At 33.3% G+C, this 15194-nt stretch carries 15 protein-coding genes; all 15 read right to left on the bottom strand.

Features of this window, described 5'->3' with window-relative positions:
* Positions 1 to 190 precede the first annotated feature (190 nt).
* Positions 191 to 1921, bottom strand: coding sequence for a DNA repair protein RecN (recN, locus tag AN960_RS19760; protein ID WP_056475189.1), 1731 nt, complete (start codon positions 1919 to 1921; stop codon positions 191 to 193).
* 32 nt (positions 1922 to 1953) lie between these two features.
* The gene (ahrC, locus tag AN960_RS19755) at positions 1954 to 2406 is read right to left on the bottom strand and encodes a transcriptional regulator AhrC/ArgR (RefSeq protein ID WP_056475186.1); all 453 of its coding nucleotides are present in this window, start codon (positions 2404 to 2406) and stop codon (positions 1954 to 1956) included.
* A gap of 388 nt (positions 2407 to 2794) precedes the next feature.
* Complete coding sequence (locus AN960_RS19745; RefSeq protein ID WP_056475182.1) at positions 2795 to 3622, bottom strand: TlyA family RNA methyltransferase; 828 nt, start codon at positions 3620 to 3622, stop codon at positions 2795 to 2797.
* 15 nt (positions 3623 to 3637) lie between these two features.
* Entirely contained in the window at positions 3638 to 5518 is a 1881-nt protein-coding gene (gene dxs / locus AN960_RS19740) for a 1-deoxy-D-xylulose-5-phosphate synthase (protein WP_056475180.1), read from the bottom strand.
* 366 nt (positions 5519 to 5884) lie between these two features.
* Positions 5885 to 6772, bottom strand: coding sequence for a polyprenyl synthetase family protein (locus AN960_RS19735; protein WP_056475177.1), 888 nt, complete (start codon positions 6770 to 6772; stop codon positions 5885 to 5887).
* A gap of 1 nt (position 6773) precedes the next feature.
* A complete protein-coding gene (locus AN960_RS19730; RefSeq protein WP_082459601.1) occupies positions 6774 to 7001 on the bottom strand; it encodes an exodeoxyribonuclease VII small subunit in 228 nt (75 codons plus the stop codon).
* A 5-nt stretch (positions 7002 to 7006) separates the two neighbouring features.
* On the bottom strand, positions 7007 to 8353 hold the full coding sequence (gene xseA / locus AN960_RS19725) for an exodeoxyribonuclease VII large subunit (RefSeq protein WP_056475169.1): 1347 nt from the start codon (positions 8351 to 8353) through the stop codon (positions 7007 to 7009).
* 36 nt (positions 8354 to 8389) lie between these two features.
* Positions 8390 to 9265 (bottom strand): bifunctional methylenetetrahydrofolate dehydrogenase/methenyltetrahydrofolate cyclohydrolase FolD, encoded by an 876-nt coding sequence (gene folD, locus AN960_RS19720; RefSeq protein WP_056475166.1) that lies wholly within the window; start codon positions 9263 to 9265, stop codon positions 8390 to 8392.
* A gap of 37 nt (positions 9266 to 9302) precedes the next feature.
* Entirely contained in the window at positions 9303 to 9683 is a 381-nt protein-coding gene (gene nusB, locus AN960_RS19715; protein ID WP_056475651.1) for a transcription antitermination factor NusB, read from the bottom strand.
* 383 nt (positions 9684 to 10066) lie between these two features.
* Positions 10067 to 10633, bottom strand: coding sequence for a GNAT family N-acetyltransferase (locus tag AN960_RS19710; RefSeq protein ID WP_056475163.1), 567 nt, complete (start codon positions 10631 to 10633; stop codon positions 10067 to 10069).
* 182 nt (positions 10634 to 10815) lie between these two features.
* Entirely contained in the window at positions 10816 to 11214 is a 399-nt protein-coding gene (locus AN960_RS19705; protein WP_056475162.1) for an Asp23/Gls24 family envelope stress response protein, read from the bottom strand.
* A gap of 15 nt (positions 11215 to 11229) precedes the next feature.
* A complete protein-coding gene (accC, locus tag AN960_RS19700; RefSeq protein WP_056475159.1) occupies positions 11230 to 12579 on the bottom strand; it encodes an acetyl-CoA carboxylase biotin carboxylase subunit in 1350 nt (449 codons plus the stop codon).
* Positions 12580 to 12622: 43 nt separating this feature from the next.
* Positions 12623 to 13108, bottom strand: a complete 486-nt coding sequence (gene accB / locus AN960_RS19695) for an acetyl-CoA carboxylase biotin carboxyl carrier protein (RefSeq protein WP_056475158.1) — start codon at positions 13106 to 13108, stop codon at positions 12623 to 12625.
* 766 nt (positions 13109 to 13874) lie between these two features.
* Positions 13875 to 14477 carry a SpoIIIAH-like family protein gene (locus AN960_RS19690; protein WP_056475155.1) on the bottom strand — a complete coding sequence of 201 codons (603 nt, stop codon included), beginning with the start codon at positions 14475 to 14477 and terminating at the stop codon, positions 13875 to 13877.
* A gap of 21 nt (positions 14478 to 14498) precedes the next feature.
* Positions 14499 to 15191, bottom strand: coding sequence for a stage III sporulation protein AG (spoIIIAG, locus tag AN960_RS19685; protein WP_082459600.1), 693 nt, complete (start codon positions 15189 to 15191; stop codon positions 14499 to 14501).
* Between the last annotated feature and the right edge of the window lie 3 nt (positions 15192 to 15194).

The following is a 15194-nucleotide window of genomic DNA, read 5'->3' as shown; positions in this document are numbered from 1 at the left end:
TAGTTAATGTTAGCTTTGTAAAAGCAAAATATGATTGTAAAAATATGATAGATTCTTTAACGTATAATGTTGTATTAGTATGTTTCATTTAGCATTTTCCAATTACTAATTTATCAATAATTCCCATAAAAAAAAGAGAATATTTAATGTATAGAAAAAAATTTCTATCATCAAACATTCTCTTTTACGTTCATTGAGATTGGTATTTTGCAGAAGCTGCCTGATCGATCAATTCTTTAGCGTGTTGAATCGTTACATCTGTAATTTCAACTCCAGCGATCATTCGTGCAATTTCATTAATTTTTTGATCATTCCGTAATGGTGTAACAGAAGTTTTCGTTCGATTCCCATCAATTAATTTGGCGATAAATAAATGCGTATCTGCCATAGAAGCAACTTGTGGTAAGTGAGTTATACAAAGCACTTGAGAATCTATCGATACTTTGTGTATTTTTTCCGCTATTGCTTGTGCTACCCTTCCACTAACCCCTGTATCAACTTCATCAAATATAATTGACGTAATCCCTTGATGCTTCGTGAAAATGCTCTTTAATGCTAAGAACATCCTTGAAAGTTCTCCACCAGAAGCAACCTTTGCTAATGGCTTTAAAGGCTCACCTGGGTTTGTTGAAATATAAAACTCAACAAAATCAAATCCATCTTTTTTAAATCTAATATGTTTTTCATCTACAATCGGATCTGATTCTTGTCCTTCTTCAACATCAAACATAATTTCAAAGGTTGTTTTATCCATATAAAGCTCTTTTAATTCTTTATGTATATCAGCAGTCAAGTTGATTGCTAATTCTTTTCTTTTATTTGAAAGAGCCGAAGCCGCATTAATTAGCTTGATTGTTACATTATCTAAGTCTTTTTGTAACTTCTCTATATGCATATCTTTATGTTGAATAGTATCCAACTCTTGTTCGATATTTTCTGCGTATTTTAAGATATCAGCAACACTATGGCCATACTTCTTTTTTAACATAGAAATCTCACTTAAACGAGTTTCAATTTCGTTTAATCGATTTGGATCATATTCCATTTGTTCAATGGAATCACGTAATCGATACGATATATCCTCTAATAGGTAATAGCTACTACTGATTCCTTCATGCATTTCTTTAATGTCATTATCAATATTCGCTACTGACTCTAAAGAATACATACTCGACCTGACCGAATCTAACCCTGATCCATCCTGTGATAAACCTTGATATGCTTCAACTAAAGATTTATATATGCGTTCAAAATTTGAAATTTTGAGTCTTTCTTCCATCAATTGATCGTCTTCATTTTCTTGCAAATTCGCACTTTGTATTTCTGTTAGCTGAAATTGAATTAGATCTAACCGATGAGCCATTTGTTGTTCGTTTTCAGTTAATTGCTTTAACTGTTTTTTTAAGTCTGTATAGTTATTAAATATATTTTGATATTCAGTATTCAAAGGAGCAATTGCTTTCTCATCATATTGTTGTAACATCGGTAAATGATGCTCTTGGTCCATTAAATCTTGGCTCTCATGTTGCCCATGAATATCAACAAGTAAGCCACCAATTTCCTTAAGTATAGAAGTTGTCACTAATTTCCCATTGATACGGCATACACTTTTACCAGATGAAGTAATATCTCTTTTTAAGATGATCATTTCATCTTCAATGTCAAAGCCTAATTCTCTGCATCTAGAATAAATTAGATGATTCTCATTTTCGATATGAAATAAGCCTTCAATTTCTGCTTTTTCAGTATCATATCTTACGAATTCTGCAGATCCACGACCACCAAGTAACAGACCGATGGCGTCAATAATGATCGACTTCCCCGCTCCTGTTTCACCACTTAGTACAGTTAAACCCTTTTCAAATGAAATGGAAACTTCCTCAATGATTGCAAAATTTTTAATGATAATTTCAGATAACAATGAGTTTCTCTCCTCTTTTTAAAACCATTCTCCTATTGAAGCATGTCAATAAATTTTTCTTTTAAATCATCAGCATCTACAGGTGTACGACAAATGATTAAGATCGTATCATCACCACAGATAGTACCCATAATTTCTGACCAATCTAAATGATCTATTAATGCACCAACTGCATTTGCATTACCTGGCAAAGTTTTCATTACAATTAAATGGCTTGAACTGTCAATTTTAATAAATGAATCAATTAAAAGTCTTTTTAATTTTTGTAATGGATTAAATCGTTGATCTGCAGGTAGGCTATATTTATATCGACCATCAGATAACGGTACTTTTACTAGATGTAGTTCTTTTATATCACGTGAAATCGTTGCTTGGGTTACTTTAAACCCTAAGTCTCTTAGTGATTGTACTAATTCATCTTGTGTTTCGACTTCATTTTTTGCGATAATTTCTCGTATTTTTATGTGACGCTGACCTTTATTCATAATACACCTCTTTGCAAATTCCGACAAATATCTTACTTAAAGTTTATCTTAACTAATCTACTGGTTATTGTATATATTTTTTTAAACGTTTTCATAAAATGCATTTTTTGAGCATATTTTTTCTTTTCTTTTTTATTATGTTCGAATCCTAATTTCTTAATTTGAAAAAGGAGAAAAGGAAACCTATTTGGTTTCCTTTCAGACTGTTGACAAACGCTCGCTTTCTTCGTTGCTTCGCCCGTTGAGCGGTGCTCATTACCGTCCAGGGTAACTCCGCTCCTCACCAGGCTTCGCGCCTCGAAAGACAAGCGCTTGCAATCAGTCTGAAAATCAGGTTTTTAGAACTTTGTCTACAAATTGAAAGGAAACCTATTTGGTTTCCTTTTTATTATTTTACCTTCTTTAATTCACTATGTGCTTCATTTACAATTTCCATTGGTAATCGATTTAACTCGCTATTTCCAATTTCCTTTGAACCTTCCCAATGAAGGTGAATTAAAAATTCAATGTTACCGTCTCCACCAGTTATAGGAGAAAAAGTTAAAGCTTTTATATCATATCCTTGGCGAAGCGCAAAATCGGTCATCATTTCAATAACTTGTTCATGCACTTTTGGATCGCGTACAATACCCTTTTTACCAACTTGCTCTCTACCAGCTTCAAATTGGGGTTTAATTAACGCGACAACATCACTTGAAGGTACTAATAATGTTTTTAGGACTGGTAAAATCAAACGTAACGAAATAAATGATACGTCAATTGAAGCAAATTGAGGTAACCCTTCAATTAAATCTTCTGGTTTAACATAACGAAAATTTGTTCGTTCCATTACAATAACACGTTCATCCTGCCTTAATTTCCAAGCAAGTTGATTGTATCCAACATCAAGTGCATATGATTTTTTTGCCCCATTTTGAAGGGCACAATCTGTAAATCCACCTGTTGAAGATCCAATATCAATCATAATTTTATCTTTAACTGATAGATCGAACGTGTTGATTGCTTTTTCTAATTTGTACCCTCCACGGCTCACATAAGGCATAACTTCACCTTTAATTTGTAAAGGGAGTTCCATATCTATTTTTTCTCCAGGCTTATCTAATCTTTGCTCGTTTGTATAGACAAGTCCTGCCATAATTGCTCGTTTAGCTTTTTCACGTGTTTCGATTAAACCACGATCTACTAAAAGTACGTCTACTCGTTCCTTTTTTGCCATTTATATGTCATCCTCTTATTTATTACAAACCATTTCACGGATTTTCTTAACCGATTCATCTTTTGTTAAATGAATTTCATCAAGTAATTTATCAACATCACCATGTTCAACAAATAAATCCGGTATACCAATACGTTCTACGCGGACGTTTTGAAAATTATTTGAACTTGCAAATTCTAAAACAGCACTTCCAAAACCGCCTTGTAATACTGCTTCTTCGATTGTTAAAATCGGTTTTCCGTCCTTAAAGATATCATTTAACATTGCAGTATCCATCGGTTTAATAAATCTTGCGTTTACTACTTTAACAGAAATATTTTCCTTCTCTAACTCATCCGCTGCATCTAGTGCCATTTTTATTGTTGTACCAAAAGTTAAGATAACTGCATCAGAACCTTCTTTTAATACTTCCCATGATCCAATCGGAATTTCTTTTAATTGCTCATCCATTGGTACGCCTATACCATTCCCCCTAGGGAAACGCAGCGCAATTGGGCCATCGTCGTATTGAATTGCAGTGTTTACCATATGTTGGCCCTCATTCTCATCTTTAGGCATCATTAAAACTAAGTTTGGTATATGACGTAGGAAGGCAATATCAAACACACCTTGATGAGTTTCACCATCCGCACCTACTAATCCTGCACGATCGATTCCAATGAATACATTTAAATTTTGTCTACAAATATCATGTAATACTTGATCGTATGCTCTTTGAAGGAATGTTGAATAAATTGCTAAAAACGGCTTCATTCCTTGCGTTGCTAATCCAGCTGCTACTGTTGCCGCATGCTGCTCTGCAATACCGACATCAAAAATTCGGTCAGGTAATTGAGCTTGGAAGTTTTCCAATTTTGAACCTACAGGCATCGCTGGAGTAATCGCTACGATTCGCTCATCTTTTAAAGCTAATTTTAATACAGTATCACTAACAAGTTTACTCCATGCTGGTGGTGCTTTATCCGGCTTAATTAACTTACCAGACTCTACTTTATAAGGACCTGTGCCATGCCAAGTTCCAATATCATCACTTTCTGCTGGCTTGTATCCTTTTCCTTTTTTCGTTAGAACATGTACTATTACCGGGCCTTTAGTTTTCTTAGCATATTCAAGGGACTCAAATAAGTCTTCAAAATTATGACCATCAACTGGTCCAAAATAAGTGAATCCCATTTCCTCAAAAAACATCCCTTGTGTAACTAAGTATTTAAGGCTATCTTTTAATTTTTTTGATGTACTTGATAGTTTGTCTCCGATTCCAGGAATTTTTTTGATCACACCTTCAAGTTCACCTTTAGCCCAACGGTATTTCCCAGTTGTTCTCAGTCTTCCTAAAATGCTATGTAAAGCACCTACGTTCGGAGCTATAGACATTTCATTATCATTTAAAATAACGATGACATCTTTTTGCTCATGACCAATATGGTTCATTGCTTCAAGTGCCATCCCACCAGTTAATGCACCATCTCCGATAATCGGAATAATGTATTCACCAGTTTTTTTTATATCTCTAGCAATAGCCATCCCCATTGCCGCAGATAGTGAAGTCGAGCTGTGTCCAGTTTCCCATACATCATGCTCACTTTCATTTCGTTTAGGAAAGCCACATAATCCTTTAAATTGTCTTAGTGTTGTAAATTCTTTCGCTCGACCAGTTAATATTTTATGAACATATGATTGATGTCCTACATCCCATAAAAATTTGTCTTTAGGCGAATCAAAGACTTTATGTAATGCAATCGTTAATTCAACAACTCCTAAATTTGGCGCAATATGACCCCCAGTCTCAGAAAGCTGTTGAATAAGAAATTTACGAATTTCTTCACTTAATACTTCTAATTCACCGTTCGTTTTATTTTTTAAAAAGCACGGATTTTCAATTGTCGTAAGATCCATCTTGGATCACTCACCTTCCTAGATGTTAAATCTATATAAATAATTCATTATTATGTAATTTTATCTATAAAATGATTTTACCATACTTGTAGTTAAACGCTAGTTTCTTAAATGACTAACTCTTAACACCATGTATCATAATACCATTTTTATTAAAATCTGTTTAATGTTTTTTATTTTTATAGAATAAAATTATCGATATTTTTTAAGCAAAATGAAAAGAAAGCCGCTAGCACAGATGTGTTAACGGCCTACATTTCTGTATATTTTATTAACAACATTAACACGTTTATAAAGTAGTTACATTATACATAAATGAATAAATCTATTCAATGGACATGGAATTAATTACATAATCAAAGATAATCAAAAACTGCGATTTTCAACAAAATCACAAATTGAGATTAAGTAATCATCTTTAATCCCACATGCTCGAACATGTTGTTTAGCTTCAGTAATAAAAGTATGAAGCCTTTCTTTAGCACCCTCGACTGAATATAACTTTACATAGGTAGTTTTATCATTTTCTATATCACTACCCACTGGCTTACCAAGTACTTCTTCATCACCTATTACGTCTAAAATATCATCTTGTATTTGAAATGCGATACCGAGTTTATAGGCAAATTGCGTTAGGTGAGATAATTGTTCTGCTGTTGCTTTTGATATAATTGCACCTGCAATTACTGGATACATTAGCATCTTACCCGTTTTTCTTTCATGGATATATTGCAACTCTTCTCCACTAAGCTCTTTACTTTCACCTTCCATATCTGCTACCTGACCGGCAACCATACCTTCAGGACCTGCAGCAATCGCTAACTCACTAATTAATTGTATTTTCACTTGATCAGACACATGAAAATCATTCATTTCCGTAATTAATTTAAAGGCGTATGTCAATAAGCCATCCCCTGCTAATACCGCAAGATCTTCGCCAAATACTTTGTGATTTGTCGGTTTTCCTCTTCGAAAATCATCATCATCCATACATGGTAAATCATCATGAATTAATGAATAAGTATGAATCATTTCTAAAGCACATGCAGGTTTTATCCCTATTAATGGGTCATTACCAAATGCATCTAGAGTTGCGAAAAGTAAAAGAGGTCTAATTCTTTTCCCTCCACCTTGCAATGAATAGGACATAGATTCTTTTAATTTTTCTGGTGCTTTTAATCTTTCAACCGATTTAATCATTTCATCATTTACTATTCTACTGGAATACTCCATAAAATCTTTGAAAGTGTTCATATTATTCCTCCTCAACAGTAAAAGGAGTTTGTTCACCCTGTTCATTTAATATAGAAGTCATTTGTTTTTCAACTTTTGTAAGCTTCTCTTGACAAATTTGAGATAGCTTTATACCTTCTTGAAAGTATTCGATCGCTTTTTCAAGTGGTACGTCACCTTGCTCTAATTTTTGTACGATCACTTCAATTTCTTTTATTGCTTCTTCAAAAGAACGCTCATTTTGTGACAATTGATTCACTCTCCTTTTACTTCAAGTACTTCACAATTTAATTTCCCATCGGTCATTTGTAATTGGAATCGGTCTCCGCTTTTTGCCTGTTTAACCGATTTCATCAATTCGTTATCATTTTTATATGCTAATGAATAACCTCTAGCCATAACTTTTAACGGACTAAGTGCATCAAGTGTATGAAGTATTCTTTCCATTTCAAATTTCTTCTGGGTAACTAGCCGATTAAATTCTTTTTGCAAAGCCATATGTAATTGCTGGTGCTTTTGCTTTTCAAGCTGAACTCTATTACTTGGATGATGTATTAGTAGTGACGAATTTAGTTCTTTATGCTTGTTTATTTTAGACTTAACAATTTCATTTATTGATGTATGTAAACGCTCGTTAATCCGGTCAAATTGCTCTTGTTTTGGATGGAATAGTGAATTAGGATATCTAAAAACATAAGCATCTTGAACTGCCTTTAGTTGCGCTTGTTTTCGTTCAATAATCGTATCCATCGCTTTATTAAGTCTTGATTTTCGAACAGTGAATTGCTCAAGTATTTCTCTTTGGCTTAACGAAACTAATTCTGCTGCAGCCGTTGGCGTAGGTGCTCGGAGATCAGCAACATAATCCGCAATTGTCGTATCCGTCTCGTGACCCACTGCGGAAATGATTGGAATTCTTGATTCAAAGATTGCTCTCGCTACTATCTCTTCGTTAAAGGCCCACAGTTCCTCTATTGATCCTCCGCCTCGTCCGACTATTAACACATCTATTTCTTTCATTCTATTAGCAGTTTCAATTGACTTCACAATCGACGCTTTCGCCCCTTCACCTTGTACAAGAGTCGGAATGACAACAATTTTCCCAATCGGGTATCTTCGTTGAATCGTTGTAATAATATCTCGAACTGCTGCACCGGTTGGTGAAGTAACAACCCCGATTACACTAGGAAAAGAAGGAATCTTTTTCTTAAATTTCTGATCAAAGAGTCCTTCTTCTAATAGTTTTTTCTTCAATTGTTCATAAGCTACAAAGAGACCGCCAACACCATCAGGTTGCATGTCTCTTATGTAGATTTGATAGCTACCAGATCCTGGGTATACATTTATTTCACCTTGTACGATAACCTGCATACCATCGGTTGGTTGAAATGCGATATTTGCATTATAGGATTGAAACATGACCGCTGCAATTCTAGCACCATCATCTTTTAACGTAAAGTAATAATGACCGCTAGATGAATGACGTTTAAAATTTGAGATTTCTCCACGGAGAAGTATATTTTGCAAATTACGATCCGCTTGAAATTTTGCTTTTAAATATTTAGTTAATGCGGTAACAGTAACTGGTAGCTTTTCCGTCATGCATAGCCCTTCTTTCATTCTTACAAAGCAATATGATTAAAGGTTAGTACTCAAATTTAATTTATGATCAATTTGAGAAGCTGCTTTTAACGTATTATGAAGTAGCATTGTTATTGTCATTGGTCCTACTCCACCTGGTACCGGAGTAATATAACCAGCAATATTTTTAACATCTTCAAAATTTACGTCTCCACATAATTTGCCATTTTCGTCTCTATTCATGCCGACGTCAATTACAATTGCTCCCTCTTTAACATAATCAGCTGTAATTAATTTTGCTACACCAATAGCAACAATTAAAATATCAGCTTGCTTTGTAATATTTTTTAGATTAGTTGTACGTGAATGTGTATAAGTAACCGTTGCATTTTCATTTAAGAATAGTTGTCCAACTGGTTTCCCTACAATATTACTACGTCCAATAACAACGACATGTTTACCACTAATCGTAATATTTGTATTTTCTATTAATTTTAATATACCAAAAGGAGTACAAGGTAGTAATGAATCTTGATTCGTCATCATTCTTCCAATATTAATTGGATGAAATCCATCAACATCTTTTAATGGAGAAATTGTTTCAATTACTTTCTTTTCTGAGATATGAGCAGGTAATGGCAACTGAACTAAAATACCATGAATTGACTGATCATCGTTTAATTTGTTTACAACGGATAATAACTCATCTTCAGTAACTGTTTCAGGTAATTCAATTACTTCAGAATACATTCCTAATTCATTACATGCTTTATGCTTCGAATTCACATATGTTCTTGAAGCAGAATTATTTCCAACTAAAACAACTGCTAAACCTGGTGTAACACCTTGATTTTTTAATTCTGAAACACCATTCTTTAATTCCTCACGAATTGATACTGAAATTTCTTTACCATTAATTAATGTTGCTACCATTTTAGTTTCCCCCTATGCATATAAACAATCTATCTATTTAGAATTTTGATAATACCGCATTGATAAATTTACTAGAATCATCATCACCGTAAACTTTAGCAATTTCAATCGCTTCGTTGATTGCTACACTTTTTGGAACATCCTCTAAGTAATTAATTTCTACTAGAGCGATTCTAAGGATATTGCGATCAACGTTACCTAAACGATCAATCGTCCAGCTTTCGATATTTGAAGCTAATTGTTCGTCAATCACTTCTTTATGACTAACAAAATTTGTTACAATTGCATCTAAAAATGCATCTTGTTTTTCCTCAGCTTCTTCTAATACATGCTCTAATGCATTTGAAGCATTTGCTTCACTTAAATCCATTTGGAATAATGTTTGTAATGCAAGTTCCCTTGCTTTTCTACGTTTCATCAAAATAATAAACTCCTTTAAGCTAAATTCATCATTCGTTGCATAGGTAATAACGAATTCTAATTTTGTATAGTAACACGTTATTTTACCATTTTTTTTAATAAGTTCCAACGACTGTCTGTATTAACTCTAATTTTTATTATTATTAACGTTTCTAAGCAAACTCAATACTTTAAACTGTTTTCTACATTTTAACTTAAAATCCAATAAAATAACAGAACAATGTTTGTGTTTTTTTAAATATTTTTCCTTTTTCTTACTTTAAAATAATATTTATACACCAAAACACGAACATTCAAAAAGAAAGTTTAAGAAAATACGGGATTAATGGGATTGTAAAAGATTTTAAGAACATAAAAAAACTTTCTAACTATTACCAGTTTTTATTGTCTTTCCTGTCCTTCCTGTCTCCTAAGCCATTCATGTTCCAGTATGCTGAATAAAAAAGTGTCTCTCCAGCCGTCTCTTAATAATAAATCTTCACGCATTTTACCTTCTAAATTTAAGCCACATTTTTCAAGTACTTTTGCTGATGCAATATTTCTAACATCACATGTAGCAAAAATTCGATGGAGCTTAAAATTTTTAAATCCAAATGATATTACTTCTTTAGTAGCTTCACTAGCAAATCCCATGCCCCAATAGTTCGGATGAATTATATACCCTATTTCACCTATTTGATTGATTTCATCCCTAATATTAAACTCAATCGATCCGATTAATTCCCCAGATTCCTTTTCTATTATTGCAAATGCAAATCGAGTCCTATTTATTTGTTTCATATCTCCTAGTATAGTTTGAACGAATTCCTTCGTCTCACTTTCAGTATTCGGTCCCCACGGCTGAAATTGACATACAACTAATTGTGATGCATATTTATGTACTTCCTGCCAATCACTTTCAACAAATTCACGTAAGATTGTTCTATTTGTGCTCAAATTTAAATTCATATTGTCACCTATTTCTATTTTATTTACAAATAAATTTTAACATATTTCAAAATATTTCATAAAATCAATTACATAAGAACTGGGCGAAGGATAAACTAAAATGAAAGAACTGCATAAAACAAACTTCTTTTCTAGCAAAACAAAAAAAGAGCCTCTATTAGATAGAGACTCTTTTTATAATATTAAAGTTCAATTGGAGCTTCTTGCTCAGGTTTCGTATCGAATTGAACTCCTACTACGTGAACATTTACTTCAGATAATTCAAGACCTGTCATCGTTAATAATGCTTGACGAATATTGTCTTGTACATTACCTGCTACAGTTGGGATTGACTTACCAAATTTAACTAGAATGTATACATCGATTGTAATTCGATCTTCTGATAAATCAACTCGGACACCCTTACCATGATATTTCTTACCGATAATTTCAGAAATACCAGATGCTAAGTTTCCACGCATGCTTGAAACACCTTCAACTTCAGCAGCTGCAATACCAGCAATTACTTCGATTACTTCAGGTGCGATTTCTACTCGACCTAATGTCGCAGTACCCATTTCTAAAATTTGATTTTCGTTCATACAGATCCCTCCACTTTATCCTTTAACAAGCGCATGCTCCTCAAGGAATTTAGTATTATACTTCCCTTTTACGAAGATTTCATTTTGCAATAAATTTAAATGGAATGGAATTGTTGTGTAAATTCCTTCTACCACAAATTCTTCAAGTGCTCTTATCATTATAGCAATTGCTTCTTCTCTTGTCTTGCCATGCACGATAACTTTCGCAATCATTGAATCATAATATGGCGGAATTGTGTACCCGCTATATACAGCAGAATCAACACGAACATTCGGACCACCTGGTGGTAAATACGTAATGATTTTACCAGGAGACGGCATAAAGTTCTTATCTGGATTTTCTGCATTAATACGACACTCAATAGACCATCCTTTTAAAGAAACGTCTGCTTGAGTCATTTTTAATGGATGACCTTTAGCAATTAATAATTGTTGCTTAATAAGATCAATTCCAGAAATATATTCAGTTACTGGATGCTCAACTTGAATACGTGTGTTCATCTCCATAAAGAAGAAGTTTTTAGTATGTGGCTCATAAATGAACTCAACAGTACCTGCTCCCCAATAATTTACTGCTTCAGCTGCACGAACAGCTGCTTGACCCATTTTTTCACGAGTTTCTTCGTCTAATACTGGAGATGGAGCTTCTTCTACTAATTTTTGAAGACGACGTTGAATTGTACAATCACGTTCTCCAAGATGAATCGTATTTCCATGTTCATCTGCTAAAACCTGAATTTCAACATGTCTAAAATCTGTTATATATCTTTCAAGATACACACCTGGATTACCGAAAGCTGTTTGAGCTTCTTGTTGAGTAATTTGAATACCTTTTTCAAGTTCGTTTTCATCTTTTGCTACACGGATTCCTTTACCACCGCCACCAGCTGTAGCTTTGATAATAACTGGATAGCCGATTTCTGCAGCAATCTTTTTACCATCTTCTATACTTTGAATAATACCTTGTGAACCAGGTACAACAGGTACACCTGCTTCTTTCATTGTTTCACGAGCAACGTCTTTTGTACCCATTTTAGAAATAGAATCAGCCGTTGGTCCAATGAATTTCACATTGCACTCTGTACATAATTCTGCAAAACTAGCATTTTCTGATAGGAAACCATAACCAGGATGGATTCCATCACAACCAGTTAATTTTGCAATACTAATGATATTAGTCATATTTAAATAACTATCTTTTGATAATTTAGGACCGACACAATAAGCTTCATCAGCCATTTGAACATGTAATGCTTCTTTATCTCCTTCAGAGTAAATAGCAACTGTTTCAATATTTAATTCTTTACATGCTCGAATAATACGAATGGCGATTTCTCCTCGATTCGCTATTAAAACCTTTTTCATTTCTTCACCTTCTCTAGTAAAGTACTGTTAATTTTGTAGATACTTAGGCCTTTACCAAGAATAATGGTTGACCGTATTCTACTAATTGACCATTTTTAGCAAGTACTTCAACGATTTCGCCTTCAATTTCAGCTTCAATTTCATTAAATAGCTTCATTGCTTCAACGATACAAACGATTGAATCATTTTTAATACGATCGCCGATTGATACGTATTCTTTAGCATCAGGAGATGGAGATGCGTAGAATGTACCTACCATCGGTGATGTAATCTTATGTAAGTTACTTGTATCTTCTTTTTCTACTACAGGTGCAGCAACTTCTGCAGCAACTGGTCTTTCTAAAGTTGCAACTGGAGCAGATGTAACAACTGGAGCTAGCTCTTGGTGTACAACTGGTGTAGATGTAACTACAGTTGTTTGTCCACCTTTTTTAATTTTAACGATAGCACCATTATCCTCAAATTCGAATTCATTTATTGTTGATTGATCGATTAACTTAATTAACTCTCTAATTTCATGAATTTTCATTCTGTTCACCCCTTAAGACATATAGTCTAATCTTATAACCTAATACTAAACTTTTCAACAAATTATTTTAACCAAAGTATTTCCTAATTATTTTTAGCTATTTTACAAGGAATATTTATATATTATTCCTTACCAAAAATAATTCAATATAAACTATTATAACAGGGAAAACCAAAGACAGAAAGTGCGTAGGAATTAGGAATAATCCTAAAATTCACATTAATTATTAATAAGCATATTAAAAAAAATGAAATGGGACGTCTCAAAAGTCAAAGTTGATGGGAACCTCGTTCAAATAGCCCTGCAAAAGGCAAATAAGAAGTCCAACTATATTGAAGAGATGAAAAAACAGTGTACTGCAAATAAAATCTGAAAATCGCAAATAAAGTTAGCAAAACTGCAATTAAATCCAAGAGAATCGCAAATAAAATTTATAATTACCTACACTAGCTAGGGTATTATGCCTAAAAATTGTACTATATATAAATACTTTAAAACGAAAAAACTAGCAAATGTGCTCCAACTCATACTAAATCACATAAAACTCTCCTAATTTATAAAAAAATAAATCAATACTCTAAACTATAAATGAATAGTTCTCTTGAGATACCCCTAATACTTTGCCATATAGTTAATGTTAGAGAAGCTCTGGTCACGCCCCATGAAAAAGCGAGCATCCTGTAATGGAAATCAACCTCACGCGGGCTTCCTTTTTAAAAAAAATAATAGCCAGTAGAGTAAACTTCTACTGGCTTTGTTCAAAAAATTATTTAACTTGGAATTTTACAACTACTAGTTTTTCACCTAAGACACTTCTTGTCATTTGAATGATGTCATTCGCTGCTTTTCTGCTTGGTTTTGCTGACGTTACATCTACTTTTACTTCATCTTTGTCAGAACGAACTAGTGCATCTTTATAGCCAGCTTCTTTAATCATAGATTCTACATCTGATTCTAATGCAGTTAATTTTTGAAGTTCATTCATATTAGTGAATGCATCACTCTTCTCTTTTGCTGATGCAGTTGCTGAGTCAACAGTAGCTTTATATTCATCAATTAATTGACTTCTTTGATCTTCTTGTTCCATACGCTGTTTTAAGAATACTTCACTAGTAGAATTTTCTTGAGAAGCAGTTTCTTTACCGTTTTGTTTAGAAGTATTTGTTTTAGAAGTATTTGTTTTAGAATCAGTATTAGAATCTGTCTTCTTAGTATCTTTAGGAGTTGAGTCTAATGAATCTGTATTTGTATTGTTATTCATGTTCATAAAACTTGTTGTTTTTAAATTATCAGGTGTCGTAACATAATAAACTGATAATACAACAACTAAACTTAACATTGTTAATAACCAAATCGTTTGTTTTTTCATTTAAATTTTACCTTCTTCCTCTTATTTTTTTGGTTGTACAGAGACACGATAGCTTGGTACATCAAGTAATCGCGTTACAGCTTCTCGAATCATTGACTTTACTTCAAGGTTTTCAGCGCCTTTAGCAATAACGAGTACACCTCTAATTCTTGGCATTTCAGTTTCGGCTACAACAGGTTCTTGTTTATCACCGTTATCAATAATGACTACTTGCTCTTCTTGTGATTGATCATCAATATTTCGTTTTCCACCTTGTTTATCTGTTTCCTCAGTTTCTTGAGTACGATTCGTTTTATTTGTTTGATAAACGTTCTTTCCACTACCTTCAAGATTTACTACTACTTTTACATTACTTACACCAGCCATATTATTTAATGTTTCTGTTAGCTGCTGTTCATATTTTGTTTCATATTCTTCCATTTTGTTTGATGATGATTTTCCACCATCACTTCCAAGAGTCTCAACAGCTTTTTCATTATTTTTTGGTGTTCCACTCGTTTCTGTCGAAATAGGTGAAAGCATTGAATTCGTTTTTTGATTTGTATTAGCAAATAGATTGCTAGCAATCATCCAACAAATCCCGAGTCCCAGTAGAGCTAGTACATATTTTCTCGTTAGTTTAAATGGACTTTTTTCTTTGTCAGAAGAGGTTTTGTCATCGCCATTTCCTTTTAGAAAGTCTGCTAATTTTATTGGTGGAATCTTTTTCTTCATTTG

Origin of the sequence: Bacillus sp. FJAT-25509 (genome assembly GCF_001420605.1) — a bacterium.
Classification (GTDB): domain Bacteria; phylum Bacillota; class Bacilli; order Bacillales; family Bacillaceae_G; genus Gottfriedia.
This window is presented reverse-complemented; position numbering and strand designations above follow the sequence as displayed.